The organism is Psychrobacillus sp. FSL K6-1415 (assembly GCF_038003185.1).
GTDB classification, from domain to species: domain Bacteria; phylum Bacillota; class Bacilli; order Bacillales_A; family Planococcaceae; genus Psychrobacillus; species Psychrobacillus psychrodurans.
This window is the reverse complement of sequence record NZ_JBBOOQ010000001.1, coordinates 3,336,649-3,362,729: the sequence shown is the minus strand read 5'-3', so window position 1 is coordinate 3,362,729 and position 26,081 is coordinate 3,336,649. Positions and strand designations below refer to the sequence as shown.

General features: G+C 34.5%; 33 protein-coding genes and 1 pseudogene. 27 read left to right on the top strand and 7 right to left on the bottom strand.

The annotated features are described in order from the left end of the window. Positions 1–53: 53 nt before the first annotated feature. The 12 genes from MKY60_RS16360 (at position 54) to MKY60_RS16305 (ending at position 9,038) form a co-directional block, all read left to right on the top strand. Positions 54–653 (top strand): hypothetical protein, encoded by a 600-nt coding sequence (locus tag MKY60_RS16360; RefSeq protein WP_340930607.1) that lies wholly within the window; start codon positions 54–56, stop codon positions 651–653. A gap of 186 nt (positions 654–839) precedes the next feature. After that, positions 840–1,421, top strand: coding sequence for a GGDEF domain-containing protein (locus tag MKY60_RS16355; RefSeq protein ID WP_340930605.1), 582 nt, complete (start codon positions 840–842; stop codon positions 1,419–1,421). 209 nt (positions 1,422–1,630) lie between these two features. After that, on the top strand, positions 1,631–2,068 hold the full coding sequence (locus MKY60_RS16350) for a GNAT family N-acetyltransferase (protein ID WP_340930603.1): 438 nt from the start codon (positions 1,631–1,633) through the stop codon (positions 2,066–2,068). 156 nt (positions 2,069–2,224) lie between these two features. Then, positions 2,225–2,935, top strand: coding sequence for a YwaF family protein (locus MKY60_RS16345; protein WP_340930602.1), 711 nt, complete (start codon positions 2,225–2,227; stop codon positions 2,933–2,935). Continuing rightward, positions 2,925–3,701, top strand: coding sequence for a class I SAM-dependent methyltransferase (locus MKY60_RS16340; RefSeq protein ID WP_340930601.1), 777 nt, complete (start codon positions 2,925–2,927; stop codon positions 3,699–3,701). The genes MKY60_RS16345 and MKY60_RS16340 overlap by 11 nt, the downstream gene beginning before the upstream one ends. Positions 3,702–3,772: 71 nt before the next feature. Next, positions 3,773–4,558 carry an SDR family oxidoreductase gene (locus MKY60_RS16335; protein ID WP_340930600.1) on the top strand — a complete coding sequence of 262 codons (786 nt, stop codon included), beginning with the start codon at positions 3,773–3,775 and terminating at the stop codon, positions 4,556–4,558. Between the two features lie 127 nt (positions 4,559–4,685). Further along, positions 4,686–5,147, top strand: coding sequence for a hypothetical protein (locus MKY60_RS16330; RefSeq protein WP_340930598.1), 462 nt, complete (start codon positions 4,686–4,688; stop codon positions 5,145–5,147). A 333-nt stretch (positions 5,148–5,480) separates the two neighbouring features. Beyond that, positions 5,481–5,612, top strand: coding sequence for a hypothetical protein (locus tag MKY60_RS16325; protein ID WP_269922300.1), 132 nt, complete (start codon positions 5,481–5,483; stop codon positions 5,610–5,612). Positions 5,613–5,628: 16 nt separating this feature from the next. Next, positions 5,629–6,096 carry a cytochrome c oxidase subunit II gene (locus MKY60_RS16320; protein ID WP_269922301.1) on the top strand — a complete coding sequence of 156 codons (468 nt, stop codon included), beginning with the start codon at positions 5,629–5,631 and terminating at the stop codon, positions 6,094–6,096. A 16-nt stretch (positions 6,097–6,112) separates the two neighbouring features. Then, positions 6,113–7,792 carry a cbb3-type cytochrome c oxidase subunit I gene (locus tag MKY60_RS16315; RefSeq protein ID WP_340930597.1) on the top strand — a complete coding sequence of 560 codons (1,680 nt, stop codon included), beginning with the start codon at positions 6,113–6,115 and terminating at the stop codon, positions 7,790–7,792. A 63-nt stretch (positions 7,793–7,855) separates the two neighbouring features. Continuing rightward, positions 7,856–8,488, top strand: coding sequence for an SCO family protein (locus MKY60_RS16310; protein WP_090568222.1), 633 nt, complete (start codon positions 7,856–7,858; stop codon positions 8,486–8,488). A 1-nt stretch (position 8,489) separates the two neighbouring features. Beyond that, positions 8,490–9,038: a hypothetical protein gene (locus MKY60_RS16305; RefSeq protein ID WP_340930595.1), complete on the top strand. Its 549-nt coding sequence runs from the start codon at positions 8,490–8,492 to the stop codon at positions 9,036–9,038. A gap of 333 nt (positions 9,039–9,371) precedes the next feature. Here MKY60_RS16305 and MKY60_RS16300 read toward each other — a convergent pair whose 3' ends face one another. Genes MKY60_RS16300 through MKY60_RS16285 form a run of 4 tightly spaced genes read right to left on the bottom strand, consistent with a single transcriptional unit; the run spans position 9,372 to position 11,395 of the window. Next, complete coding sequence (locus tag MKY60_RS16300; RefSeq protein WP_090568225.1) at positions 9,372–9,665, bottom strand: metal-sulfur cluster assembly factor; 294 nt, start codon at positions 9,663–9,665, stop codon at positions 9,372–9,374. 24 nt (positions 9,666–9,689) lie between these two features. Further along, complete coding sequence (locus tag MKY60_RS16295; RefSeq protein WP_340930593.1) at positions 9,690–10,934, bottom strand: hypothetical protein; 1,245 nt, start codon at positions 10,932–10,934, stop codon at positions 9,690–9,692. A gap of 1 nt (position 10,935) precedes the next feature. Beyond that, on the bottom strand, positions 10,936–11,151 hold the full coding sequence (locus tag MKY60_RS16290; RefSeq protein ID WP_090568230.1) for a DUF2249 domain-containing protein: 216 nt from the start codon (positions 11,149–11,151) through the stop codon (positions 10,936–10,938). Then, a complete protein-coding gene (locus MKY60_RS16285) occupies positions 11,141–11,395 on the bottom strand; it encodes a DUF2249 domain-containing protein (RefSeq protein ID WP_090568233.1) in 255 nt (84 codons plus the stop codon). Before MKY60_RS16285 ends, MKY60_RS16290 begins: the two co-directional genes overlap by 11 nt. Before the next feature lie 246 nt (positions 11,396–11,641). Between MKY60_RS16285 and MKY60_RS16280 the strand changes: the two genes are divergently transcribed. From MKY60_RS16280 to MKY60_RS16265, 4 genes are read left to right on the top strand one after another with little or no spacing between them, the layout of a single operon-like run. After that, positions 11,642–12,136, top strand: coding sequence for a hypothetical protein (locus tag MKY60_RS16280; RefSeq protein WP_340930591.1), 495 nt, complete (start codon positions 11,642–11,644; stop codon positions 12,134–12,136). 30 nt (positions 12,137–12,166) lie between these two features. After that, on the top strand, positions 12,167–13,402 hold the full coding sequence (locus tag MKY60_RS16275) for an erythromycin esterase family protein (RefSeq protein ID WP_340930590.1): 1,236 nt from the start codon (positions 12,167–12,169) through the stop codon (positions 13,400–13,402). 44 nt (positions 13,403–13,446) lie between these two features. Then, positions 13,447–14,202 (top strand): class I SAM-dependent methyltransferase, encoded by a 756-nt coding sequence (locus MKY60_RS16270; RefSeq protein WP_340930589.1) that lies wholly within the window; start codon positions 13,447–13,449, stop codon positions 14,200–14,202. Positions 14,203–14,229: 27 nt separating this feature from the next. Then, positions 14,230–14,496, top strand: coding sequence for a hypothetical protein (locus MKY60_RS16265; protein ID WP_090568252.1), 267 nt, complete (start codon positions 14,230–14,232; stop codon positions 14,494–14,496). Between the two features lie 59 nt (positions 14,497–14,555). Here the strand turns inward: MKY60_RS16265 and MKY60_RS16260 are convergent, their stop codons facing one another. After that, the gene (locus MKY60_RS16260; RefSeq protein ID WP_340930586.1) at positions 14,556–15,248 is read right to left on the bottom strand and encodes a Crp/Fnr family transcriptional regulator; all 693 of its coding nucleotides are present in this window, start codon (positions 15,246–15,248) and stop codon (positions 14,556–14,558) included. A gap of 173 nt (positions 15,249–15,421) precedes the next feature. On the opposite strand from MKY60_RS16260, the gene MKY60_RS16255 reads away from it, so the two are divergent. The 4 genes from MKY60_RS16255 (at position 15,422) to MKY60_RS16240 (ending at position 17,769) form a co-directional block, all read left to right on the top strand. Continuing rightward, positions 15,422–15,661 (top strand): DUF2249 domain-containing protein, encoded by a 240-nt coding sequence (locus MKY60_RS16255; RefSeq protein WP_427137485.1) that lies wholly within the window; start codon positions 15,422–15,424, stop codon positions 15,659–15,661. A gap of 175 nt (positions 15,662–15,836) precedes the next feature. After that, positions 15,837–16,970: a TIGR04053 family radical SAM/SPASM domain-containing protein gene (locus MKY60_RS16250; protein ID WP_340930584.1), complete on the top strand. Its 1,134-nt coding sequence runs from the start codon at positions 15,837–15,839 to the stop codon at positions 16,968–16,970. Positions 16,971–17,139: 169 nt separating this feature from the next. Continuing rightward, complete coding sequence (locus MKY60_RS16245) at positions 17,140–17,610, top strand: NUDIX hydrolase (RefSeq protein ID WP_090568260.1); 471 nt, start codon at positions 17,140–17,142, stop codon at positions 17,608–17,610. A 36-nt stretch (positions 17,611–17,646) separates the two neighbouring features. Beyond that, positions 17,647–17,769, top strand: coding sequence for a hypothetical protein (locus tag MKY60_RS16240; RefSeq protein WP_340930582.1), 123 nt, complete (start codon positions 17,647–17,649; stop codon positions 17,767–17,769). Between the two features lie 65 nt (positions 17,770–17,834). Here the strand turns inward: MKY60_RS16240 and MKY60_RS16235 are convergent, their stop codons facing one another. Beyond that, complete coding sequence (locus MKY60_RS16235) at positions 17,835–19,289, bottom strand: phospholipase D family protein (RefSeq protein WP_340930580.1); 1,455 nt, start codon at positions 19,287–19,289, stop codon at positions 17,835–17,837. Positions 19,290–19,514: 225 nt separating this feature from the next. On the opposite strand from MKY60_RS16235, the gene MKY60_RS16230 reads away from it, so the two are divergent. The 3 genes from MKY60_RS16230 (at position 19,515) to MKY60_RS16220 (ending at position 22,027) form a co-directional block, all read left to right on the top strand. Then, complete coding sequence (locus MKY60_RS16230) at positions 19,515–20,042, top strand: ClbS/DfsB family four-helix bundle protein (RefSeq protein ID WP_340931110.1); 528 nt, start codon at positions 19,515–19,517, stop codon at positions 20,040–20,042. A gap of 829 nt (positions 20,043–20,871) precedes the next feature. Further along, the gene (locus MKY60_RS16225) at positions 20,872–21,102 is read left to right on the top strand and encodes a hypothetical protein (RefSeq protein WP_340930578.1); all 231 of its coding nucleotides are present in this window, start codon (positions 20,872–20,874) and stop codon (positions 21,100–21,102) included. Between the two features lie 127 nt (positions 21,103–21,229). Continuing rightward, positions 21,230–22,027, top strand: coding sequence for a hypothetical protein (locus MKY60_RS16220; RefSeq protein WP_340930576.1), 798 nt, complete (start codon positions 21,230–21,232; stop codon positions 22,025–22,027). A 124-nt stretch (positions 22,028–22,151) separates the two neighbouring features. Here the strand turns inward: MKY60_RS16220 and MKY60_RS16215 are convergent, their stop codons facing one another. Continuing rightward, the gene (locus tag MKY60_RS16215; protein ID WP_340930575.1) at positions 22,152–22,877 is read right to left on the bottom strand and encodes a sulfite exporter TauE/SafE family protein; all 726 of its coding nucleotides are present in this window, start codon (positions 22,875–22,877) and stop codon (positions 22,152–22,154) included. A 244-nt stretch (positions 22,878–23,121) separates the two neighbouring features. On the opposite strand from MKY60_RS16215, the pseudogene MKY60_RS16210 reads away from it, so the two are divergent. The 4 genes and pseudogenes from MKY60_RS16210 to MKY60_RS16195 all read left to right on the top strand — a co-directional run bounded on the left by MKY60_RS16210 (position 23,122) and on the right by MKY60_RS16195 (position 26,072). After that, a pseudogene (locus MKY60_RS16210) lies at positions 23,122–24,200 on the top strand (low temperature requirement protein A). Positions 24,201–24,276: 76 nt separating this feature from the next. Beyond that, a complete protein-coding gene (locus MKY60_RS16205; protein WP_340930573.1) occupies positions 24,277–24,483 on the top strand; it encodes a (4Fe-4S)-binding protein in 207 nt (68 codons plus the stop codon). Further along, positions 24,480–24,770 carry a GNAT family N-acetyltransferase gene (locus tag MKY60_RS16200; protein ID WP_340930571.1) on the top strand — a complete coding sequence of 97 codons (291 nt, stop codon included), beginning with the start codon at positions 24,480–24,482 and terminating at the stop codon, positions 24,768–24,770. Before MKY60_RS16205 ends, MKY60_RS16200 begins: the two co-directional genes overlap by 4 nt. 324 nt (positions 24,771–25,094) lie before the next feature. Next, positions 25,095–26,072: a ring-cleaving dioxygenase gene (locus MKY60_RS16195; protein ID WP_340930569.1), complete on the top strand. Its 978-nt coding sequence runs from the start codon at positions 25,095–25,097 to the stop codon at positions 26,070–26,072. The last annotated feature ends 9 nt before the right edge of the window (positions 26,073–26,081 follow it).

Genomic DNA, 26,081 nt, shown 5'->3' with positions numbered 1-26,081 from the left:
GAAATAAACTAAAAGAAGGTAATGCAATTGATCATGCTGCTCCTTGGAAGAGGATGCGCAAGGTTAATTTATTGATATCAAATGTATTTATTGTTTTAGCTATTGTTACTGCAGCTATTCCATATATTCAGCTTGGCATGAAAGAGACTCTAGAACTGCCTACAAATGATATTGATGTACCTATCGTGAGGCTTTCGGATATTGAACAGAGTACCGAAATGGTAAGAGAAAAAGCTTCTACGCGAGGGGATATTGATAGAGGCAATAGTTATACCTATAAATGGAGTATAATGGCTCCAACTCAATACGAAGCACGAGAGCATGGTATCGTCTATGGGGAAGAATGGAATGATGCTAGTGGTGTCTATTCGCCAAGTACTTATTCGAAGGTCTATAAAATCATTTTTCCATCTATGAGTGAAAACCTTGTAGATGATTTGATAGAGTGGCATGGTATGTTCGAAGGAAAAGAAAAGTTATTAAAGGTGGAACATAGTAGCTTTAATCATTTGATAATTAAAGAGGACGATGAAACGAAAGAAATCTTTGCAGCTAAAGGAAAAGGCGTTATGTATGTTAGATATCATGGCTATGCAGAGATGGATATTCTTTTAAAAAATGTCGAGCAGCAAATAAGATTAATAGGAGAGTAATACTTTTATAAATTACGATTCAAACTTGGAGGTATTTAGATTAATAATCGTCATAAATAAAAGCTCAAAACAAAAAACTATTGTATTTTCTGTTAGAATTTTTTATCTAATTTTACTATTAAAATAAACAGAATTTAAAATTAACTGTAGGTTATAAACTGCAAAGAGGTGGTGAAAATAAAAACAATGAATAAACAAACAGAAGATGAGATTACTATTCAAAAAAAAATGTTGGATGACCTTTCAAAGTATGAGAGTGGAGAAGTTGTTAATGATGAATTGCCACAGCTGCCAAACCCCAAACATTTGACAGAGTATATGAAAGAAGTGATAGGTGATGGTAGGGAAGATTTGCAAGTCGCACTTTGTATAATCGATCTCGACCATTTCAAACGCTATAATGATTTTCACGGTTGTATAGAAGGAAATCGTTGCTTACAACAAGTCACAAATTGTATTAAAACAATTTCAAGCGACAGACAAGGGTTACTTCTTCATGCTGATGGAGATGAATTTATTTGTTTTTTAACCGATATTAGTGCAGAAGAGTTTGTTCAAATGGGAGAGACTTTAAGAAACGCCATTGAACACTTAAGCTTACTATTTTGTTGGGAGCAGCATTCTTTTCAAGTGACTATTAGTGTGGGTGGCGTTCATGGTTTAAGGGATAGCTTTAAGGACGAAGCTGAAATGTTTTCTATAGCATATGAAGAGTTATATAAAGCCAAATCAAATGGACGTAATAATGTGAAAATTAAATTCAAATGATGAAAGTTACTAGATTAGATAAGAATCTAGTAACTTTTTTTGAGTGCTTCCCCAATATTGATGTCCGTAACTCGTCAATTGAAGAAAAGGGATATTGAACTGCTTGCAACAAGAGTGATTCAACTGGAAACTTTCGAAATTTAATTTTTAACAAAATCTAGTTAATAAATGGTAAAATACAATAAAAATTAAATAAAGGAAGATAAAATATGTGCATTCAAAGAGCTACATTAAATGAGCTTGATTCACTGACGGAACTTTTTGATTTATATAGATTGTTCTATAAACAAGAATCGAATCTTGAAGGTGCGAGAGCTTTTTTAAAAGAAAGATTAGTAAAAGAAGAATCAGTAGTTTTCATAGCCTATGATGAGAATAGTCCAGTTGGTTTTGTACAGTTATATCCATCATTTTCTTCCGTAAGTATGAAACAATCATGGATCTTAAATGATTTATATGTGAAAAAGAGTGCACGCAATAATGGATTTGCAGAAAAATTAATAAAAATGGTCATTAATTTTGCAGAGGAAACAGATGCAAAAGGAATTTTACTTGAGACCGGTGAGGAAAACATTCCAGCACAAAGACTTTACGAAAAAATTGGTTTTATAAGAGATTCAAATTACTATTACTATTTCTCAGTTTAGCAAATTACTTAATGGGCCAAAAATGTGAAAAATATATTCAAATGATGAAAGCTACTTGGGGGTGAAACCAGTAGCTTTTTTATATTTTTTTCAAAGGAAATTCAAAAGCTTGTGCCGAATATAATAGAGTAGATTAAGAGTGGGGGGAGACAGAAAATGGATTCTGCATTTGAAATGTTTTCAGCTGTTCATATAACTTCAATGATTACCTTGTGTTTTCTAATCCTTCTTTTATTTTATAATAGGAATAGATGGACTATTCAACAACAGAAAGTCCAATTTATGGAACGATTTGTCGCTCTTACTTTATTCATAATGGATGGTTGTTATTATATATGGCTTGTTCAAACAGGAAGATGGGATTGGGGTAACTCATTACCATTAGAACTATGCAGTATTAGTTTGATCATAACAATTGTTTTGCTTTGGACTGGAAAAAAGAAGCTTTATTCATTTGTTTTTTTCGCTGGTATTGGAGGAGCAATCCAGGCAGTTGCTACACCTGTTTTGGATTTAAACTTTCCACATTTCAGGTTTTTCCATTTTTTCTATACGCATTTTGGAATCATTTTAACCGCGCTTTATTTTACTTGGGTGAGAGGTTACAAGCCAACCTTTAAAGGCGTTATCCAGACAATGATTACGTTAAATGTATTGCTACCATTCCTATTTTTTATAAACTTTTTAGTAGAAGGCAATTATATGTTTTTACAGGAAAAGCCAAGAGGTGGAAGTTTGATGGACTTTTTAGGGCCCTATCCATGGTATATTTTATCACTAGAATTAGTGGCGTTTATTGTATTTAGCTGTTTATGGCTTTTGTTTAAGGAGCGTAACAAGCAAGGGGAGGGTGTAAATGTTAAATAATCCAACGACCTTTTCTGAATGGTTAACACCACATTCCATAGAATGGTATCAACAGCTCTCAGAGTTACAGCGTATTTATAAATATACTTGGAATTCCACCATTACTAAGCCCAGTGGAGAGTCTATTTTTGATGAAGAAGTGTCAAAAATGATAAAAAACAAAAAAGTTCTAGATGTTGGTTGTGGACATGGTGATTTTACTAAATTTTGTAGCTCGATTGCTAAACAGATTGTAGGGTTTGATGTAACTGAAAATTTCTTAGAAGTTGCTAAGGTGAATGAAAAGTCGAACCTTACATTCATTGTTGGAAATAGCAAACAAGGATTACCTTTTGAGAAAAATGATTTTGAATGTTCATACACTCGAAAGGGACCTACATCTGCTTATCCAGCCCTTACAGAAGTAGTGATTAAGGGAGGATCAATTCTTGGACTTCATCCAGGTGATGGAGCAGCAAAAGAACTACCTCTAATTTTTCCAAATCTATTTGACTACTCTTTTGGTACACCAATACTAAATAAAATAAATAAACAATTGGAGATTAGTAGCTTCACTTCCATTGAACTGGAGCATGTAACAAGTATAGAATATTTGCATTCTCCTATCGATGTATTAAAGTTACGTTGCTTTGGTCAAAAGACATCTATTTACGAAAGGCTAAAGGAAGAGGATTTATCGAAAGTAACTAAAATATTTGATGAAAATAGTACAGAGCAAGGCCTAGCTGTAACCAACTCTTCCTATATCATTCGTTTAATTGTTTAGACGAATCGAGTGTTTTATATATTTCTGGTAGGGAACAGAAAATAGAAGACACTTAAGTAGGAGGAATAATTATGAGCAAAACTATTTTTATTACTGGTGCTGGAAGCGGACTTGGAAGAGGTGCAGCAATTGGACTTGCTAAGAAGGGTCATCGTTTAATCGCTACAACAGAAAACACTTCTCAAAAAACAGACCTATTACGAGAGGCCAATGAATTAGGGTTAAAGATGGAAATATTCAAGATGGATATTACGAACGAACGTGACCGTGCACAAATGGAAGATTATGATTTTGATATATTTGTTGCAAATGCAGCTATCAATGAAGGTGGACCGTTAGGAGAAGTACCGATGGATCGATTTCGTGCATTGTTTGAGGTGAACGTTTTTGCTACGTTAGAAACTGTACAAATTGCTGCCAAAAAATTCGTAAGGCAGGGCAGTGGGAAGATTGTATTTATGAGTTCCATTGCAGGTGTATCAGCAACACCATATGTAGGTCCATACACTGCTACAAAGCATGCAATCGAAGGAATCGCCAAGACCCTACAAAAAGAGTTGAAAGAGTTTGGAGTGCAAGTGGCAACGATTAACCCAGGACCATATAATACAGGGTTCAATGATAGAAGTGCAGAAGAAAAATATAAATGGTACAATGAAGACAGTAATTTTACTAACAAGGAAGATATGCAAAAACAAGAAGCGCAATTAGAAGACCAATTTGATCCTGAAGATATGATTGAAAAAATGATAGATATCATACCAGCAGAACATCATAAATTTCGCACTATGCATCCAGAAGAAACTGAACAGCAAGCCAAGAAAGCTCAACAAGAATGCTGGGATATGGAAATTTAGTATCTTTCATATAGGAGGTAGAGCTAACCAATACATCGGTGCTCTACTTTTTTTATGTAAATAGGTTAAGACGTTTAGGTAATTGGGTTTAAAAAGAGTTTAATACATAAAGAAGAGAGGTTACGATATGAACTTATTTAAAAAATCGGGTTGGAGCAAAGTTATTCTAGTAACGTTAAGTATTATTATGCTTGGAGCCTGTTCGGATGAGGAAACACCAAAAGAAACAGATACGCCAGGTAAACAATTAGCGATCATAAAGAATTATGAACTTTCTACCAGAAATCTTGTTTTGGATGAGGTTGAATGGATAGAGGAATCGGACAAAGATAGGATTAAGGAGTTAGGGCTGGACGTGGAGAAGGACTTACCAACTGGTTTTGTGATGTATAATGAAACAAAAGAAGAATCTACTATGAAAATAGCCGAGGATGCAGAGTTCTTACTTGTTAATCAAGAGAATCCCTCGGAGCCTAGAGTAGTGGAGGAGAAGGAATTTATCACCTACTTACTTGGTGTCAAAGGACCTTATTATGTGACAGTTGAAGATGATGTAGTAGTGAAAGTTGAAGAGAAATATATGCCATAATGGCGGAAAAGCACTCGAGTTACTGTTTAGAAACAGTAACTTGAGTGCTTTTTTGTTGCGAGTATATAGACGTTAGGCATATGGGCTATTTTTTGATTTTATGGGCAGTGGTAATAGTTTTATGGGTTATATTGGTGACTTTATGGGCGATACCGTGATTTTTTGGTGGATAACAGCAGTTTAAGGGCTAATTCCACATTTTTATGGGCTATCTCCGGATTATATAAAAAACATCGTGTTCAAAATCACAGCTACAAGTGATTTAGAACACTTTTTAGTATGTGCTTTATTACTAGAATAGAAGTAAGAAGAAATACAAGGAGGACGAAATAGATGGGATTCAAAAATGTAAAAAAACAGAAGGAATCTTATAGTGGAGCATTATTTGCCTCTCTCGTTTTTGTTGGAGTACCGATTATTTTATGTATCGTTCTACTACTAGTTTTATATATGAATCGAGTTTGAAAGGAGGAGAAACAGTATGAAAATGCATCGCGCAGAAGAGGTTTGGCTAATTATCGGAGTAGCAATTTTAGTTATTTCGATGGCAATCACCGGATATCAAGCTTTCGCTTTGGATATGGGGACACCTAGTGGGCTAGAGACAATAGATCCACAGAAAGTTGATGAAACAGCACCTTTTGATAAGCCTGGTGTTTATAAAACGGGAGACAATGAATATGAGGTCGTTATGACCCTACAAATATTCTCTTTCACTCCAATGGATATCGAAATTCCAGCAGGAGCAAAAGTAACTTTTGTCATGACATCTAAGGATGTTGTACATGGTTTCCAAGTGGCAGGCACTAACTTAAATGCAATGGTAACACCAGGGCATATCCAAAGGGCAACACAAAAATTTGATGAAGCCGGTGAATATTTAGTTTTATGTAATGAGTATTGTGGGGCGGGACATCAGATGATGAGTACTACGATTACAGTTAAATAGAGGAAGGAGGATCATCATGGAGGCAGTTGCAAAGAAAACAATGAAACAAAAAGTAAATAACGTGTTAGGAGCCAATCCTCTGGATGCACGATTTTCTATTGCACTTTTTATAATAGCGTATATCGCGTTTTTTATTGGAGGAGTATTAGGTTTGCTTCAAGGTCTCAACCGTGCTGGAATATTAGAATTACCAACATGGCTAAATTATTATCAAGTACTGTCAGCACATGGAGTATTATTAGTTCTTGTGTTTAGTACAACATTTACTATTGGATATTTTTATGCAGCATTATCTCACACATTAGAAGGGTTACTTCCAAAGGTTAGAAAACTTGGATGGATTGGCTTTGGATCAATGGTAGTTGGGGTTGCCTTTGTTGCAACAACTATTATCATGGGTGATGCATCTGTTATGTATACATTCTATCCACCTATGGCAGCATCTGGTTGGTTTTATGTAGGATTAGTATTTCTAGTAGTAGGTATTTGGCTATGCGCATTTGGTGCATTCATCAATGTGGCCGACTGGAGAAAGAAACATAAAGGACAGCATATTCCTTTACTCGCATTCTTTGCAGTTGGTGTGTTCGTGCTTTTGTTCTTCGGTAGTATAGGTGTAACAATTGAAGTATTAATGATTATACCTTGGGCATTTGGTTGGACAGATACGATTAATGTTCTATTAAGTCGCACGCTGTTCTGGAGTTTTGGACATACGTTAGTAAATATTTGGTATCTGACTGCAGTATCTACTTGGTATATTGCTATACCGAAAATTATTGGCGGTAGACAATGGAGTGACACGCTTACTCGACTAGTTGTAATACTATTAGTAGTTTTAAATATTACTGGTGGATTCCATCACCAAATTGTCGATCCAGGAATTACTGAAGGTATTAAATTCATGCATGTATTTATGAGTCTATCTATCGGATTCCCTTCATTAATGACTGCATTTGCAATGTTTGCGATATTTGAACGCTCTGGTAGAAAGAAAGGTGCGAAAGGTCTGTTAGGCTGGATTAAAAAATTACCATGGGTCGATGTTCGATTCCTCGCACCAATGATTGCGATGATAGCTTTTATACCCGCTGGAGCCGGAGGTATTGCTCAAACAAATAACCAACTAAACACTGTAGTACACAATTCAATGTGGGTTGTAGGTCACTTCCACTTAACTCTAGGAGTGACGGTTGTATTATCATTCTTTGGAGTTGCTTACTGGTTGATTCCTCATTTGACTGGACGTGTTCTTACACCTCAAATGAATAAATTAGGGGTAATTCAAACATTAGTTTGGACAGTTGGTATGGCATTAATGTCTGGGGCTATGCACTATGTTGGCCTATTTGGTTCTCCAAGAAGAACTTCTTATACAACTTATGGAGATAATGCGACAGCATTAGGATGGGATCCTTATCTATTGCTGCTAGCAGTTGGTGGTACATTGTTAATGGTTGGTGTCGTGCTAATGGTCTACATCGCATTCAATCTAATGTTCTTTGCACCAAAAGGACAAACGGAATTCCAAATCGCGGAGCCAGAGGAAAATGCTGCGCCAACACCGAAATGGACAGAACGGTGGACATTATGGATTGTCCTAATGATTTTAGTAGTTTCCATGGCATACGTAATTCCGGTTGTAGAGATGATTGTAAATGCACCACCAGGATCACCACCATTTAGAACTTGGTAAAACGTACTAGAGATAGTCTTTAGAGGCTATCTCTTTATTAATAAATATGAGGTTGTGATTGTTATGAAGAACAAACAATACAATTCAATAGCAATCTTTGTTGTCCTATTATTTGGAGCTATATTATTTTTTATTGGAACGGACGGATTCACTGCATATACAGTTGAAACTGCCAGAGTGAATAAATTAATGGAGGAGAATCCAGTTTTCCCTGAAGTTACATTAGAAGATAGCAAAGAAAGAGTATATTCCTTTTCAGAGTTCGAGGGAAAATATGTGATGCTGACATTTATATATACTGCCTGCTCAGATGTTTGCCCACAATTAGAATTCAATTTAGCCGAGGTATATAAACAAATTCCACCCAAGTATATAGGTAAGGATATCGTTTTTTTAAGTATTAGCTTTGATCCAAAGAATGATGATCCGGCAACTCTTGAAAAGTATCGCTATTATTTTGACAGTGACGGTGAAACGTGGAGAATGGCAAGAATATCAGATCAGCAGCAGTTAGAAGGATTACTTATGGATTTTGGAGTGACTGTTATCCCTGATGAAAATGGCAACTTCCAGCATAATTCTGCCTTTTATCTAGTAGATCCAAATGGAATTTTAGTCGAAGTGATGGATTATGAAGAAATTGAAATAGCGGCGGATAAAGTAAATTCTATTCTCGAATCGAAAGTGGGGGAGTAGTTTGAAGTACGGACTAGTCCTATATATTTTCTTGATGCTACCACCTGTTGCGAATTTAGCAGAATCAGTTATGGCTATTCATATGCATATGCAAATGACGTTGTTTGTTGTCGTTGGTGTACTAATGGCTCCACTTTATCAAAAGATATTCCCTAGATTCTTTGAAAAATGGAATAGTAATGGGGTACCTGGTATTCTTCTCTTTATGGTGATACTCGGTTACTGGTTGCTTCCGAGAACGATGGATGAAGCACTGTCGATACCCGCAGTCGAATTATTTAAATTTATAAGCTTACCATTTTTAGCTGGAGTTCCATTACGAGACAGCTGGGGTAAACTAAGTAACGTAGGAAAAAATACATTATATGTTCTACTGAGTGTAATTTTTGGGGTCATGGCATGGCTATACATCGCATCACCCGTCCAACTATGCAACAATTACTTAATCATCGAACAAAAAACACTAGGCTGGGGCTTCGTATTTTTTGCAGTCAGTATTATGATTTATTTCATCTCAAAACTGATAATTGATCCCTCTGATTACGAATGAAAAATCGGACAATTTGTGTATCAAATTGTCCTTTTTTATATTGGATGGATTTCGAAAGTGCGTGAGAAACTGAAGATTATGCGAGAGTTCGAATCGTTTATGAGAAAGCTCCTCTTATACGTAGTGCACCATCGTTTATCCGAGAAAATCCCTAACTTATCAAGCGGACTTGCGATTTGCGAGAGTGACCTTGCTATTTAACAGGTTGAACTTGCTATACTATTAACTAAACTTGCGATTCTCCATATTGATCTTGCGATTCGACTATCTTCACAAAATACCTAAAATAAAAATAGACTTACCCATGAAGAGCAAGTCTATTCCCAACCTCTTCTATAACAGTTCTTTCGCTCGGTCACTCATTTTACTCGGACTCCATTCTGGCTCCCATACGAGATTTACCTCGACCTCTCCAACTTCTTCTAGTTGACTGACTCGGTGTTTAACTCCATTTGTAATACTGTCATGCATGGGGCAGCCGGGGGTAGTGAGCGTCATAGTTATTATTACATTGTTGTTCTCATCTGAACATACTCCGTAAACCAACCCTAAGTCCACGATATTTATACCTAACTCTGGATCGACAACATCATATAATGATTGTTCTACCAATTTCCCGTAAGACATTTATAAGAACTCCCTTCCTGAATGCTATTTAAATAAAATACGAATGATGGAAAATGCATATAAAAAGGATGTTACAGTTAGCAATGCTTGGAAAGTCAAAACGACTAAACTGATTTGTAATAATGCTCCTGTAGTCAATCCAATAATACTAACGACAAACAAACTAAATAATACAACGCTCATTTTTTCGTCAATCATATCCTTCATCGTTGGAACTTTTTCTTTACCGATTTTATCTGCGTATTTATGTGTCCACCATAGAAACGGTACAATCTTATACAAGTATCCTAAAATACTAAATATAATCCAGCTCATTACGTAAAGAAATATTAACCAACTCCAAATAGATGAATCATTTATTCCAAACAGACTGAGTATTAAAGCAAGAGAATGAATTACCAAACCGTTTCCTATCGCAATTACCGAAAATGCAAAAGGCTTATCTAATTTCTTCTTTAAGCGTTTATGTAAAATTGCTCTCATATCTAATACAAAAAAAGAGAAACCGATAAAAAGAAATAGCCAGCCGATTGTAGTTAGTGCATCCAAATCAACCCAAAAGGACACAATTTGTATAAGCAGTCCGAACACATAGGTTGAGAAGGAAAGACTAGTCCATTTCAATGTAAATCCGTGAGAAAGGCTAAACATGGGCACTAACTTGTAAGAGAAACCGAATATTAAAAGTGTAAACCATCCTGCTACACCTAACGTAATATGAGAATATAGAATTGAATTATGGCTTTCTATTCCACCGTAGGCAATATTCCAAGCGAGTACAAAGCCTGCCAGAATAGTGAGGGCAAAGCTCGAAACAGCTGCAATGACGAAAAATAAACTCATATTTCTCTGTTTTTGTTTACTGATTGTCATAGCCATTTGGATGATAAATAAAGTAATACCAAAGATTGTTAGGATTCCTCCATAAATAGCGAATGTAGGCTTAAATCCAAGAGTTAGAGTAAGGCTAGTTATTCCTACAACTGTAATTCCAAATTGGAGATAGCCCATTTTTTGATTCCAAATTGGAGTTAAAAATGCAACAGGAACTAATTGATACATTGCCCCCATAGCAATCATTACTGCAAAGCCGAGTAACAGGAAATGTGCACCCATCCATAAACTAGGAAGTCGAAATTGACTCGATACTAACAAATTACTATTCAGCAAAAGAACACCTTGTGCTACAACAAAAGCTATTAATGCATATAAAATAAATGCTAATGGAAGTTTAATATTTGTATCCGATTTTAAACTTGTTGGTTTCATGTTATTCACCAGACTTTGTAATTGTAATTTTAAAGCTTCCATCTTCTAGTGCGTCTGTGTTATGTAAATAGCCAAGCTCATTTAACTCTTCATATAAAAACATTGGTCTACGATCATTTATAATAGTAATTGTTTCACCTACATGTAAGTTTCCTAACTTTGTTAATGTGCGCATCATCGGCTGCGGTGGTTCTAAGCCACGATTATCAAGAATCACTGTTATCCACTTCTTTCTGTATATAAGTAGTTTGCCAATGTTTTTTCTCTAGCTTAATCACTTCGTAAACGAATCCTTTTTTACTTAATAGTTTGTGCAATGGTATCGGATTAAATGGTGCATGAAGCACGAAAATCTGACCAGGCTTTAACTGTTTAACCGCTCCCATAATCTTGTCAAAAGGCTCTTTTTTAAGTAATAAATCCTCTCTCACGTCAAGCTCCACAATCTTTTGCGTATCCATAGTATCCCACCTTTATGTTGTTAACTATATGATAATCATTTTCAATTACCGATGTAGTGAGCTACGTCACTTAATGTAAAAAGGCTTAAGAAAGTCAGTATAAAGTTTATTATTAAAAAGGAATTAGATGCTATTAGTAGAATGTAATAGAGAATGTTCAATGAGTAAGTAGGTAGATCTATTTAACTACAACTGTGAGGGGGGCTATTTATCAAATTAAAATTAACAATTGGCATCATATGTTTAATGGTTTTATGGGGGTGCACAGAAAAACAGCTAATATCGGTTGAAACGATTCGTATTGGAGTTATTGGCGATAATCTAGAACAATTTGAGTATTCAAACGTCACTTATGAATCTTTAAAGGTTGAGGAATTGCTAACAAATGACGAATTGAAAACGAAGTATAATTTTCTGATGATTAGTAACGAACATTTTAATACTGTATCGGATAGTGATTATATATCTCGTTTTGACAGTATACAGATGCCTATTTTATTTGTTGATTCAACAAAAGGTTGGATGCCCTTTATTAGCCCACTAAACATGCAAATACCTAAATTATATAATGAATATAACGATGAACCGTTTAAGAAATCAATCGTTTCAACTTATGAACTTTCAGGAGTGTTTAGTGGAGTATCATTTCAATATGCAACAGATGAAAAATTATCACAAGAAGAATTTGAAGAACTAGCGACTTTTATTTCAGATAATAAGCTTGCGAAAGTGGAGTCCTAAATATTAACTTTTCAATTTTTGGGGGTAAAAATGCCAATCTTTCAGTCAATGAATAAAAAATATAGCAACGCAATTGAGTGGGTTAAAGAAAATTCATATGGAATAGATTCATTATCAGAATGTGGTATGGATCATTTTGAGTTTTTAGAACAAGTTCTTAAAGATAAGCGGATAGTTTGGCTTGGCGAAAATGGTCATGGAATTGCAGAGCATTCCTTACTAAAGACTAGTCTGATAAACTTCCTATACCATAGAATGGGATTCAAAGTCGTGGCATTTGAAAGTGGATTAAGTGAATGTTATAGCTCTAACTACATAAAAGATAAACTTACAGTTAACGAACTAATGAGTAAGTCCGTTTTTTCTTTATGGAAAACAGAAGAAACATTACCATTGTTCCAACAAATAAAAGAGAATAATGACTTAAGACTTATAGGCTTTGATTTTCAGCCATCCAGCAAAGAGAGCTTACTTTTAGATTTCCTTGAAAGTATCGATATTAATTTCACATTAGAATTTAAAGAGCATATCAAAAAGCTAGACTATATGTTAATAGATTGGTATAGGGATATCGGAAAATATAAAGCGACAAGAAAAAAAGTTCCAAAATATATTTACACTAGTTTTCAAAAAGATAAAATAGTGCTCTTTGACCTCATTACTCAGTTAGATATAGAGCTGGAGACTTGGAAAGAAGAATTTCATCGCAAAGGTCTACATAACCCGTATATAGTAATTCAAAAGTTATTAGATAATAAACGGAAATTTATAGATAGATTAGACGCTAAACACGGGGATTACTTAAAATTTAGAGATCAAATAATGGCGGAGAACATAGAATGGATTTGCCATAAACTATATCCAGATGAAAAAATAATCATTTGGGCACACAATACTCATATTTATAAAAACATTCAATCATTATATAGCTACAAGCCAATGGGTTCTTTAATGAGTCCTAATCTAACCAGTCAATCATATTATCTTGGTCTGTTTATGTATGAAGGAAATGCAGCTTTAAATAATGGTAGCGTTTATGAGTTAAGAAAACCTCCTAAGAAGAGTTTGGAAGATTATATGAATCATAGTCCCTCTCCAGTATCATTTCTAGATTTTTCTTGCGTTTTACCAAATGAATCTAATAAATGGATTTTTAATAAAACGATTATTATGGAATCAGGAACGATGCAACAGATAATTACTCCTGTAGAGCAACTAGACGGAGTATTCTTTACAAAAAAAGTATCACCACCTCGTTATATATAAATGTTTGCTGCAACGAAATTTTACTAAGAAATGGGGTAGAATTAATGACTACTGAAATCATAAAACAAAACAAGAAAAGTTGGGATGTGGTAGCTCACCATTTTAATGGAGTAGATGCTTTGCCTAATTATGGTCCCTTTGCTCAAACTGAAAAGGAATTAGGATTATTAGAAGACGTGGCAAACAAGAGAGTACTAGATATTGGTTGCGGAAGCGGACACTCAATATTGTATATGGCGGGAAGGAGGGTTAGCGAACTATGGGGAGTCGACCTTTCTGAGAAGCAGATTAAGACTGCCGAGGAAACGCTAAAAGGTTTAGAAACTCATTTATTTTGTTCCCCTATGGAAGTTGATATTGGATTACCGAAATTGTATTTTGACTGTGTGTACTCTATTTATGCTATTGGATGGACAACTGATTTGACTACTACCTTTAGATTAATTTATTCCTATTTGAAGCAAGGAGGCAGCTTTGTATTTAGTTGGGATCATCCATTATATCCTCATATTTCCAGTCAAAATAGGCAACTTAGTCTTAATGGTTCATACCAGGAGGAAGGAGTAACAACATATCCGAACTTCAAAGGTGAAAATGCTCCGATGGTAATTCCTAAAAGAAAGCTAAGTACATATATAAATGAATTGATAAAAGTAGGATTCACGATTGACTCTGTAATAGAAAGTGATGTATCAGTAAATTATGAAACGGCTCCAGAAGAAGTATCTTATCGATATTATTCTTTATATAAAGCAAAGAGATTCCCGACTACTATGATTATTAAAGTTACAAAAAAATAGTATGTGCTTTTAGATGGAGGAGAGAAATTGGAAGAAGACAATAAGTTCACTTTATATTTTCATACGTTTGTAGGTGCATTAGGTCTGATTCTTTTAACAGTAACTATCATCAAATATTATGAAACTATTGAAGTTAGTTCAGGTTATTTGCTACCTTTCTTTGGGTTTATTCTTACGTTTTCTTATATAAATTATCTGGAAAATAAAGCTGGTGTTAGTAAAAAAGTTATTTGGATCAGATCTATTTCGTCAATCGTTATATTGCTGTTAATTTCAAAGGTATTATTTTTTTAATATGTCAATTTCTAATAATCATAAAAAAGGCATCCAATTAATTTGGTTGCCTTTTTGTCTTAAAACAATTCATCTTTTAATTTGTCCATGTTCAAAATAATATTGCCTGCTGGATTAGAGCTTATTAGTTTTGACTTTTTTAAAGAAGTAAGAGTTCTGCTAACTGTTTCGCGGCTCGAGCCGATCATATTTGCTAAATCTCGGTTTGTGAACTGCGTTGTGAAGATATAGTGATCGTCATCAAATTTCTTCCCATGACTTTTTGCTAAGCGTAATAATAATAGAATAATTTGCTCGTATGTATTGTGTAACATTTTTTCTTCTAAACGATTTTGTAAGTCTACGATTTTATCTCCGAGTATACTGAAAATCTTTACACAAATTTCTGGATTAGTTTTTAGAAATTCCTCAAACAAATGAATAGGTATATATATTAAAATTGCATCCTCTAATACCTCGGCATGAGCGGGATAGGTGCCTTTTCGAAAGAAACCCATATGAGGGAACATTTCACCTTCGCCGAGAACATTGACGATTTGTTCTTTTCCTTGCATATCAGTACGATATATTTTTATCTGCCCTTGATGAATAAAGTAAACATTAGTTAGTGGATCGTCTTGCATAAAAATATGTGTTCCTTGGCGATATAACCGATTCTTTGCCAAGTCAAGTATTGGTTCTATTTCTGCATTGGTCAAATCTTTAAATAAGGAAAACCGTTGTAGAAGTGCTTGTATCGATTCTACGTTCATATAGCTCATCCTTTCCCTGCGATTGTCCTTTTCATTGTACCATCAATAGTTTCTCTTTGGAGAACAATGACAAGTGATTAAAATCATAGGGGATATGTGTTTATCCTCACTTCAGTTTAGAATGGTAAGCATTATGATATGAACAGAATCAAAAATATTGGAGGGAAACTAAAGTGAGTAATATTCAATTTGCAGTAAAACTAAACGCACCAGATATTGAACCAAGAATTCGTCATCCTAGAATATTCGAGGCATTTGATGCTTTACAGTCTGGAGAGTTTTTGGAGCTTTCCAATGACCATGATCCAAAACCATTGCTCTATCAATTTATGATGGAACGTGAAGACACATACACATGGGAATATATTGAAAATGGTCCTGATCATTGGAGAGTCGCTATCGGCAAAAAATAATATTTCACTTAAAGATCCTAGAGAGAGCTATTTCGGGATCTTTTTGTTTATTGTTTGTCATATCTTCCTATTTATTATGTGAATAATATCACTTCGGATTAAAAGTGAAAATGTTAAAATCCAAGTATAAGTTAACTTACGGTCATTTTAGGAAATAAATTAGGAGGAAAAAAATATGTTTTCAAGAGATTATAATGAAAATCCATTTATCGTTATCTGGGAGTTAACCCGTGCATGTCAGCTTCATTGTTTACATTGTCGTGCAGAGGCTCAGCATCATAGACATCCATTGGAGTTAACGCTAGATGAAGGGAAAAAGTTAATAGATGATATTTATGAGATGGAAAATCCATTGCTTGTATTTACAGGTGGGGATCCTTTGGAACGACCGGATGTATTTGATATTGCAGAGTACGCTATTAAAAAAGGAGTCCGTGTATCTATGACTCCATCAGCTACTCCGAATGTAACAAAAGAAGCAATGCAAAAGGCAAAAGATATTGGACTAGCTAGATGGGCTTTTAGTATAGATGGTCATTGTGCTGAAGTTCACGATCACTTTAGAGGTACAACTGGATCGTTTGATTTGACGATGAAGGCTATCGAATATTTAAATGAATTAGAGATGCCTTTACAGATTAATACCGTTATTTCAAAATATAACTATGAATACTTGGATGAACTAGCAGAAATGGTGGAGAAGCTTAATTGTGTCCTTTGGAGTGTGTTCTTCCTAGTTCCAACTGGTAGAGGGAAAGAAACAGATATGATCTCACCCGCAGAGCATGAAAAAGTGTTTAGATGGCTTTATAACCTCTCTAAACGTGTGCCATTTGATATTAAAACAACTGCTGCACAGCATTATCGCCGTGTAGTTATTCAACAAAAACTACGTGAACAAAAAGGATTGAGCGATGAAGATCATATTTTCTATGAAGATGCATTGACTATGGGGGATACCGGTAAAATTGATGGATTGGGTCGAGCGCCAAAAGGAGTAAACGATGGAAATGGCTTTGTCTTTATTTCGCATACAGGTGATGTTTTCCCAAGTGGACTACTCCCGATAAAAGTTGGCAATGTCCGTCAAACACCATTAGCAGATATTTACCGTAATTCTGATGTATTCCAAAACCTTCGGAGTCCCGATAAATATAAAGGGAAATGTGGAGTGTGCGAGTACAATAAAGTGTGCGGAGGATCCAGATCCAGAGCATACAATCTAACAGGGGATTATATGGAAAGCGAACCATACTGCATGTATATTCCACAGTCCATGCGCAAGAAAAAAAAGCAACCATCCGTATAACGTGAAGACAAGTAATAGAGGAAAAGCTATTACTTGTTTTTGTTTTGTATGTGTCTAAACGAACCCAACTCATGGTGAAAAATCTGGGCAAGGAAGACTAAAACGAGTAGTATAGATATATTAGTCTGAAAAATAAATTATTAATTGAACACAGAATAGAGGGGAAGAAATGGATATATCTTTTAATACTACAGAAGGTAGATTTAATTACCGAGTGGCGGGTTTAATAGTGAAGGATAACAAGTTGCTAATTATGCAAGATAAAGGTCAGCCATACTTTTATGTTCCAGGTGGACGTATTAAAATGAACGAAAAAAGTGTAGATGCAGTGAAGCGTGAAATTCAAGAAGAGCTCGGCGTTGAAGTGAACGTAGACCGAATGCTTTGGATAAATGAAAATTTTTTCAAAGAGGAGACTTCTGAAGAACAATTTCATGAAGTTTGCTTCTTTTATTTGGTAGAGTTAAAAGAGAATGAAGACCTCAAAGGCAATGAATTTGTAGTTGATGAGGAAGGGAAGATACATACGTATTATTGGAAAACACTTGATGAAATTAAATATATTAATCTATATCCACAGTTTTTAAGAGAGAAAATAGTAGACCTGCCTTTACATATAAATCATATTGTGGAAACTTGAAATAAGGTAAGTCACTACTATATGGGAGAGAATCTATTGATGAAAATTAAAGTGAAGCGTAGTGAATTGCAGAGTAACGACGATATCTGGAATGCTAGTGAAAGACTAAGTATTTATGCAACAGCCATTTACACGGAGGTGCTTGAAATAGTGGAATAATAAAAAACGCTGAAAATTCTCAGCGTTTTTATTATGGTTTGGTATTAAAGAGTTATTTCTGTTTATTAATAAGTGGTCACTTTAGTAAACTTTTGCAATGTATAAATCCAACGTTGCCACCAAGTAAAGTTATCTTGGAACTCTTTCAACTCTACTGTGTACATAGCATCTTCATTATTCCAAAGTCGTTCAAAATAGCTTTCCATTTCTATTACTAACTTGCTATCATTTGGCGCAATTACCTTCAAATTATTTTCTAGATTATAATCGTCTAATGTTCTTTCGGTGTAGTTAGCGGAGCCATTCGAAATAATCGTATGCTCATCCGATTGAATCCAAATTGCTTTTGTATGATATTGACCGATAACGGTATTATACCAACGAACATTTAACTTTCCTTTCGTGTCTTCGACCATTTCCTGTACGACTGGACGATTTGGAAGCCCGGATTTTTGCTGGCCAAATGAATTTTCGTTTGGGTCGAGAATCATATTTACTTCTACACCACGATTTGCTGCATCAATTAGTGCATTAACGATATCTCGTTTAGCAACAAAAAACATCCCAAGCCAAATTTTGTCTCCTTTTTTTGTTGCTGCTAAGTCCTCAAGTAACGAATCAAGGATCTTTTTCTCAGTTAAATACTGAACTTTATACTGTCCTCCAGTTTCTTTCGTATCAACACGAGGCAATTTAGGTCCCCCTGAAAACAAAGAAACTGCTTCCTCTGATTTTAAAATATCATTTATAATAGGACCGGTAACTTTCAAAGCAATATTTCCATGAAATCCACTTGCATCATGAGGGTTAGAAGACGTTACCATAGCTTCTTTCTCCGTTACTACAGCCTTCCGATGATTGGCCTTCACATTAAGTAATGTTAAATAAGAGGCAACCGTCATCTTTGGTGCTTCACTTGCCATCGCATTCGAAATCCAGCCCTTGCCACGGAAGTCAAACCATTGGAAAAAAGTGCGATAAATACCAGAATAGACGGGTGTAGAATCTCGCAAAGGATCTAATTCGGTATAAACAATTTCTACTCCAGCTTCCCTCATTTTCTGAAACCATTTATTTTCATAGGATCCATAGCCTTTGTTCAATGGGTCAGTGATAAATATTACAGGCATTTCTGGATGATCTATCTTTTTTTGAGCTAATGTTGAAGACAAAGTATCAGCGATCTTAGGAAAATCTTCCTTTTCATCGTAAAAGCCATCAACCAAGAAAAAATCTACTACAACAAAATCCTCAGCCTCCTCGATCATGTTATATACTTCTTCAAATATATAGTTTTCGTGTATGATGCCAGTTCCTTTTCGGTCCTGTGCATACGTTAAATCAGTTATCATTTCAACTGAATCAGTATTATGTACCTCTCCTTTAAAGGAAAGTCCTTCTGGTAAAGGTTTATATGTATGCCACAGTATTACAGCAATATAAATAAGCGCAAATACACCTAAAGAACCCATCACGATTCTCTTTCTTTTACTCCATGGCTTGCTTTTCTTTTTAGCCATTTTTCTTCCCCCTACTAATTCTCTTTTTAAGTGCTTTTCCCCTATATAGATGAATACAAACCACTTATAGTAAACCACTAGTTGATATTGGTTATGAATATGGGAGTTGGTTCCATATATAACAATTGGTTCTGGATATTTATGTTAAAATAAAAATAATATATTGTGAAAGTTCTCACTTAAACGAAGTTGGTGTGTATAAAAAAGGAGGAAATTATCTTGATAATGGAAGATGCAAAAGAAACTCTATTGCTGAATAGCGACAACAATTTTAAAGCATTGCTAGAAATAATTGAATCTGTACCTAGTAGAAAAAGAGGTATTCCTATTGAAACTCAAGAAAGAGATAAGAATTTTCGTGATGTATTAATGCATCTGTATGAATGGCATGCAATGCTTGAAAGATGGTATAGAGAAGGTATGGATGGAGATATTCCTTTTATGCCAGCACCTGGTTATAAATGGGGTAATATCAAACTACTTAATATGCAAATTTGGGAAAACTATCAAGATGTAACATTAAATCAAGCTATAAAAAAATTGAAGCTGAGCCATGAAAGAGTAATGGATTTAATTAGGTCACATACCCATGAAGAAATCATAACTAAAAAATTCTATAAGTGGACGAAAACAAGTAATTTATACAGCTATTTTGCAGCAAATACTTCCAATCATTACATTTGGGCTATAAAAAAATGTGAAGTAATTGCAATCTATTTAAAAGATGAAGAAGTGGACAAGTTTGTTAAATAATGCAATATCTAATGGGTGCTTGTGCGGCCGAGCCTAGGTCGTATCATATAGCGGGTGGGATTCCCGTCGAGAAAGAACTAGCCATTCACTCGTAGCGAGTCTTGGAGGGCTAATGGTAACATTCGCCTTTAAGCGTAGACAGTTAGGTGGCGGGCCGAAAGCCAACTGGTTGAAGGGATTGAGCTCCATAATGTTAGTAAATCGAGAGGGCTGATGCCTTAAGCACAGCAGAAAGCTATATTTTATCCATCGTTAAAGGCAAGAAGGATAAAACCTCTCTGGAGTCAGAGACCTTGGCACGTCACACATCGATATGATACGGCAACTCGGGAGGCCCTACCGGTCTTTTCTTCTTATAGAAGAGTATGGTGTACAAGCGATAATAAGCGAGGAAACCAAATGCCGTGTAGGGAGTCGGATAGCAGCGTAGTACCAATGAAGTTGGGTAATGCCGATGGAGGAAAGGCTGCTACCAAATGATCACTCTCACTAGGGACACATTTACTACACACAGCGGTAGAAAAAATAATAAATGTAAACTAAACTATTGAGGATAGCAGAATCACCATTTTGTGAAGGATAATTTGGAGGAGCCGTGTGCGTAAATAGCGCAAGCACGGTTCTGTGAGGGGGGTGGAACACAATATACCGTAAGGTAGAGAGGTTCCCTTCTACTCGACTACTTCAAGTTCAATAAGGAGAGTAGCGCCTTTCTTCATTATTAATCTAATTGAAGTAGCTTTGTTGAAGAGTGTTGTTTTTTTTTATGTTCAACGATTGAGCAAGATAATGAAATTGAAAACTTATGTAGTCATAGGGAGGAAGTATTATGTATTTAGTTTTATCAATTGTTCTAAGTACCATTTTAGGTGTTGTTCTAGTTTCTTTACGTACATATATAGCTGGATTCATTGCTTTCGGAATTATTGTAGGCTGTTTGTTTAGAGGACTGTATTTACTAAACGACATACGCAAGATCCTTGACAGTTCACCTAAAAAAGACAAAGTTCAAGCAGCGTATGAAAGTTATATGAATGAGAGGGATAATGGTATCCATTAAGATTATTGCTCTAGTTGAACAAGTGGCGACCTGTAAAGATTAATTCAAATGCAAAACAGGAAAAGTTCTAACTACTATATAATAGGAAGTTTAGTTGAATAAAAGCTATAGAAGGGAGGTATGGATATTGAAAGTGGATACTTATTCTCTTATCTCATTTATAATTTTGTGGGGACTACCTACTTTCATGATTGTTAGAACGTATCTAAAAATGGATTATAATGATAAAAGAATAGCAATCAATGATTTCAGAACACACCGTTTTATATTTACAACAGGTTTTATTATACTTGGTGCTTTTTTTATACATTTAGGACTTTTACTCAACCTAAGCATACTAAAATTAATTGGATTCGTTTTCCTTACTCTAGGAGGATTTTTATCAACACTTAATAAGTGGAATAAAAGTAAGAATAAAAGTGTCTTGGTGAAAAAAATATTTACATACACACTTATCGGTATTACTACTTTTTTTCTGATTTTGCTAGGCTTTTACTACTTAATAATAAGGGTCGGGCAAGGTGAGTTTTTTCAGTACGATAATGGTGTGACAATTGAGGTTTACAATTCAAGTAAACAAGAAATAACGGATTTAAACTTCTTTTTTTCATTTTATAGCAATTATGATATTCTTCAGGATTTGGGGGATATTGACAAATTAGAACCGGGAGAAACAACTAGTATATATAGACCCCACATAATTGGGACTGGAAATGACCGGAGTTTATATTTTCAATATCCAATAAAAAAATCTGAAAAACAGGTTGATAGCCTAGCTTATGTAGCGTCTAATAAACCAAGTAAGGTAGTTGTTATTATAGAAATAACTGGTACTGATAATAATGGTAAACTATTATTCAGGGCAAAAGGGTTTGCAGATGTTCATGGCCAATTTGAATATGATCTGACCTCTACAAGAGAATAAAAGTTACATGATGACCAACAAGTACTTATACTAAACCAGCTAATACTTTGTGAATACTTATTAATGAAAGATAGAATCAGTTCATGCAATACTGTACTGATTTAGAGCTCCATTTTCCGTTATGTCAACGAGATAAGATACTATCTAATAATAAGAAAATTCCAGTACACCCTAAGAGGATATACGTGAAAATCCTAAATGCTTTTTGATTGAGATGTTTAAATAGAACTTGTCCTATTATCAGTCCTATAAATACAACTGGAATAGCATATAAGCTTGAGCGCCAAATAATCATATCTGTTCCAGCTAAAAACATCTGAGAAATTAGACTAATGAAATATATAAATAAATAGAATGCTAGTGTTGTGGCTCTTGTTCTTTCTTTTACTGATTTTGTTCCAGCAAAATATATCAATAATGGTGGTCCCGGCATACCAATACTTATTGTTAAGAGACCAGATAATCCACCAATAATATAATCTCTTAATGTAGTTGATTTAAAACTAATATTTAAAATTAGCAATAAAGTTAAGATCAATAAAATGATACTAATGACTATTTTAAAAGTACTAATATCAATAGATATATAAATTAACCCACCAAATGGAATACCAATAATGCTTCCTAAAACCAACTTTTTCAATAAATGTTTATCAATATCCTTCTTAATTTTCATTATTAAAGCACAAGAGATAATTAATGAAAGGATAATATTTATTTGGATAGCTTCATGAGGGTTAAATATCATCAATAAAAACGGTGTGGCTAAAATCGAAAATCCAAATCCAGTACTTGTTTGTAAAATGGATGCCACGAGTATAATAAAAATATATACATAGAAATTTTCCAAAGTTATACCTCCTATAAGAATACGACAATATTCGATTCTACTAAACTTTATCAAATAATGATAGGTAAATACAGAAGGAGGAGAGGAGGATACATCCGGAATGTGATACTGGAGTTCAACTATATTGTGTGATAAAAGATAAGAAGCTTATTCATCTAATAGGAGGTTTTTCGAGAATATAAATATCCTTTTTAAAGGTGAAATAAAATCTAATAATCTATTAAGATAGGATTTGGTACATAAGATGGTAGAAAAAAAGGTTAGTTGGCTAGAGTTATTTTATGATTTGCTAATTGTGGCTGCCATTGCTACTGCAACTCATGTTTTGCTTCATGTTGAAAATGGGTATATCCATTCAGACTATTTATTAAAATTTGTACTGATTTTTATTCCCATCTGGTGGGCTTGGGTTGGACAGACGATGTTTATCAATCGTTTTGGGGAAGATTTATTATATTTTTAATTCTTCAAATGTTCTTTGCGCTAGTAATGATTGCGAGTTTGTCGGTAGATTTCGATTCGTATTATAAATCTTTTTTAATAGGCTACATTGGACTTAGGTCATTAATTGCAATTCAATATCTTGTCGTACAACGGTCAGAAGTAGGGACTCGAAAGAAAGCTGCACTCTTTTTTGGAAAATACTTTTGGGTTGGTATTATAATTTCATTGTGCTCCGTCTTTTTTGACTCTTGGATTAGATATCTAATATTGTATACAGGTATTTTTGTGGATATATTAATCCCAATTATTGGACGGAAGCGATTAGTGATGGTACCTACAAATACAGCTCATTTATTAGAAAGATTTGGTTTATTTACTATCATTTTGTTCGGTGAAACACTAGTTAGTACGCTTTCTGTAATCCAACCTAAACAAGGAGATTGGAATTCTATATTATTTACTCTTGTTTCATTTATTTTGATCATATCAATGTGGTGGCAATACTTCGATAATTTGGAGAAGAAAGTCGATAAATCTAAAAAAACAGCGGGTCAAATGATTATTTATGGTCATCTATTCATTTTAATGTCCTTGAGCATGATCGCAGCGTCGATAAGATTATTGTTTTTACATGAGGTTAATTATTATTTTATTTTATATTTTGTTTTTGGATCAGTATTACTCTACTTCTTATCAACTTCATTTGTTTTTCATCAATATAGACATAAGGAACAAAGACTAAAAGTTTATCATTTAGGTTTATTTTTAGGTATTTTATTCGGTTTTCTCATTATCAATCTAATCTTTACAGTACCTACTATTTTAATTATGGGAGAACTAGTTATATTTTTTGTTATCTATGCTAAGTTAACAACTTGATAGAATTTTCTTACAATCTCAAATTGATTTGATTTGTAGTTTACTATAAAATATAGAAAAAATGAGGTGTTATAAAATGAGCTACCGGGAATATAAAGGGGAAGAAATTACAGTCTATTTCGATGGAGATATTTGTAAACACGCTGCTGAATGTGTTAAAGGATTACCAGAAGTTTTCAATGTAAAAGCTAGGCCTTGGATTTCACTTGAAAATGTAGATGCTAAAAAAGTGGCTGAAGTTATTAATAGATGTCCAAGCGGTGCATTAAAATACAAAATGTGAGGAGGGAATTAGTTTGCTGGAAATTAAACAAGGTAGTCAGTCATTTTTATATTGGTGATGAGAAAAATAGTGAAGCAGAAGTCCATTTTGTTCGTGCAGGGGAAACTAGAATTATATTAGATCATACCCATGTGGCAGAACATTTGAGAGGAAAAAATGTAGGACAACAATTAGTAAAAGCGGCCGTTGAATATGCCAAAAAAGAAAAATTATATGTAACTCCCCTATGTCCTTTTGCAAAAGCTGAGTTTGACAAGAATCCTGAATATCAAAAATTAGTAGGTTAATAACCTGTAAAGCAGAGAAGTAAATTAAGTTACTTCTCTGTTTTTTATTATTTAGAAGTTTAATTAGAATTGGTACTCCTATGAATGGTTTGAGATATTCTTTACAGCATCTGTTGTTATTGGAACACATATAGAAGTTTGATGAAAACACGAAACTGTCTCAGCAATGAGGCAGTTTTTTATTGTTGAAAAAATAATTTAATAGGGGGTTTTATTTTATCATTAAGTGGAACGATAGCATTGTTGACATGTTTTTTAGTTCATGGTAAAATTACTTTGAATTAAAGATACTTAAATTAGAGATAAAATATTGGAGGAATATATATGAATCACTTAAAAGGTCTGCACCATGTTACTGCAATTACAAGTAGTGCCGAAGAAAATTACAAATTCTTCACTAATGTATTGGGAATGCGACTTGTTAAAAAGACAGTAAACCAAGATGATATTCAAACTTATCATTTGTTTTTTGCAGATGATGTCGGTGGAGCTGGTACGGATATGACATTCTTCGACTTCCCGAATATTCAAAAGGGGACGCATGGCACTAACGAAATATATCGTACTGGTTTCCGTGTATCAACTGACGCAGCATTAGATTACTGGGTAAAACGTTTTGATCGATTAGATGTGAAGCATACCGGTATCCAAGAGCAGTTTGGAACAAAGGTACTGTCATTTGTAGATTTTGATGACCAACAATATCAGCTAGTATCAGACGAAAACAATAAAGGGGTTGCAGCTGGAACACCGTGGCAAAAAGGTCCGATTCCACTAGAGTATGCTATTACTGGTCTAGGTCCAATTACCATTCGAATTGCTGAATTTGACTATATGAAAGAAGTGCTTGAAAAGGTTTTATTGTTCAAGGAAATAGGACAAGAGGAAGCATTCCACTTATTTGAAGTAGGCGAGGGTGGTAATGGTGCACAAGTGATAGTGGAGAAAAATATCATTCTTCCACCAGGACGTCAAGGGTTTGGAACAGTTCACCATGCAGCATTCCGAGTAGAAGATAGAGCTGTGCTAGATGAATGGACAAATCGTATGGAAAGCTTCGGCTTCCAAACTTCCGGATTCGTCGATCGTTTCTTTTTCCAATCATTATATTCAAGAGTAGCGAACGGAATACTATTTGAATTTGCAACTGATGGACCAGGATTTATGGGAGACGAACCATATGAAACACTTGGAGAAAAATTATCATTGCCTCCGTTCCTAGAACCAAAACGTGAACAAATTGAAGGGTTAGTTCGTCCAATTGATACAGTACGCAGCACAATTGAGTTTATAAAAGAATAATAACAGAGT

Bases quoted from the DNA above. Each gene is read 5' to 3' on its own strand.
- MKY60_RS16360 (WP_340930607.1), top strand. From the start codon at position 54: ATGCGCAAGGTTAATTTATTGATATCAAATGTATTTATTGTTTTAGCT.
- MKY60_RS16355 (WP_340930605.1), top strand. From the start codon at position 840: ATGAATAAACAAACAGAAGATGAGATTACTATTCAAAAAAAAATGTTG.
- MKY60_RS16350 (WP_340930603.1), top strand. From the start codon at position 1,631: ATGTGCATTCAAAGAGCTACATTAAATGAGCTTGATTCACTGACGGAA.
- MKY60_RS16345 (WP_340930602.1), top strand. From the start codon at position 2,225: ATGGATTCTGCATTTGAAATGTTTTCAGCTGTTCATATAACTTCAATG.
- MKY60_RS16340 (WP_340930601.1), top strand. From the start codon at position 2,925: ATGTTAAATAATCCAACGACCTTTTCTGAATGGTTAACACCACATTCC.
- MKY60_RS16335 (WP_340930600.1), top strand. From the start codon at position 3,773: ATGAGCAAAACTATTTTTATTACTGGTGCTGGAAGCGGACTTGGAAGA.
- MKY60_RS16330 (WP_340930598.1), top strand. From the start codon at position 4,686: ATGAACTTATTTAAAAAATCGGGTTGGAGCAAAGTTATTCTAGTAACG.
- MKY60_RS16325 (WP_269922300.1), top strand. From the start codon at position 5,481: ATGGGATTCAAAAATGTAAAAAAACAGAAGGAATCTTATAGTGGAGCA.
- MKY60_RS16320 (WP_269922301.1), top strand. From the start codon at position 5,629: ATGAAAATGCATCGCGCAGAAGAGGTTTGGCTAATTATCGGAGTAGCA.
- MKY60_RS16315 (WP_340930597.1), top strand. From the start codon at position 6,113: ATGGAGGCAGTTGCAAAGAAAACAATGAAACAAAAAGTAAATAACGTG.
- MKY60_RS16310 (WP_090568222.1), top strand. From the start codon at position 7,856: ATGAAGAACAAACAATACAATTCAATAGCAATCTTTGTTGTCCTATTA.
- MKY60_RS16300 (WP_090568225.1), bottom strand. From the start codon at position 9,665: ATGTCTTACGGGAAATTGGTAGAACAATCATTATATGATGTTGTCGAT.
- MKY60_RS16295 (WP_340930593.1), bottom strand. From the start codon at position 10,934: ATGAAACCAACAAGTTTAAAATCGGATACAAATATTAAACTTCCATTA.
- MKY60_RS16285 (WP_090568233.1), bottom strand. From the start codon at position 11,395: ATGGATACGCAAAAGATTGTGGAGCTTGACGTGAGAGAGGATTTATTA.
- MKY60_RS16280 (WP_340930591.1), top strand. From the start codon at position 11,642: ATGGTTTTATGGGGGTGCACAGAAAAACAGCTAATATCGGTTGAAACG.
- MKY60_RS16275 (WP_340930590.1), top strand. From the start codon at position 12,167: ATGCCAATCTTTCAGTCAATGAATAAAAAATATAGCAACGCAATTGAG.
- MKY60_RS16270 (WP_340930589.1), top strand. From the start codon at position 13,447: ATGACTACTGAAATCATAAAACAAAACAAGAAAAGTTGGGATGTGGTA.
- MKY60_RS16260 (WP_340930586.1), bottom strand. From the start codon at position 15,248: ATGAACGTAGAATCGATACAAGCACTTCTACAACGGTTTTCCTTATTT.
- MKY60_RS16250 (WP_340930584.1), top strand. From the start codon at position 15,837: ATGTTTTCAAGAGATTATAATGAAAATCCATTTATCGTTATCTGGGAG.
- MKY60_RS16245 (WP_090568260.1), top strand. From the start codon at position 17,140: ATGGATATATCTTTTAATACTACAGAAGGTAGATTTAATTACCGAGTG.
- MKY60_RS16235 (WP_340930580.1), bottom strand. From the start codon at position 19,289: ATGGCTAAAAAGAAAAGCAAGCCATGGAGTAAAAGAAAGAGAATCGTG.
- MKY60_RS16230 (WP_340931110.1), top strand. From the start codon at position 19,515: ATGGAAGATGCAAAAGAAACTCTATTGCTGAATAGCGACAACAATTTT.
- MKY60_RS16225 (WP_340930578.1), top strand. From the start codon at position 20,872: ATGTATTTAGTTTTATCAATTGTTCTAAGTACCATTTTAGGTGTTGTT.
- MKY60_RS16205 (WP_340930573.1), top strand. From the start codon at position 24,277: ATGAGCTACCGGGAATATAAAGGGGAAGAAATTACAGTCTATTTCGAT.
- MKY60_RS16195 (WP_340930569.1), top strand. From the start codon at position 25,095: ATGAATCACTTAAAAGGTCTGCACCATGTTACTGCAATTACAAGTAGT.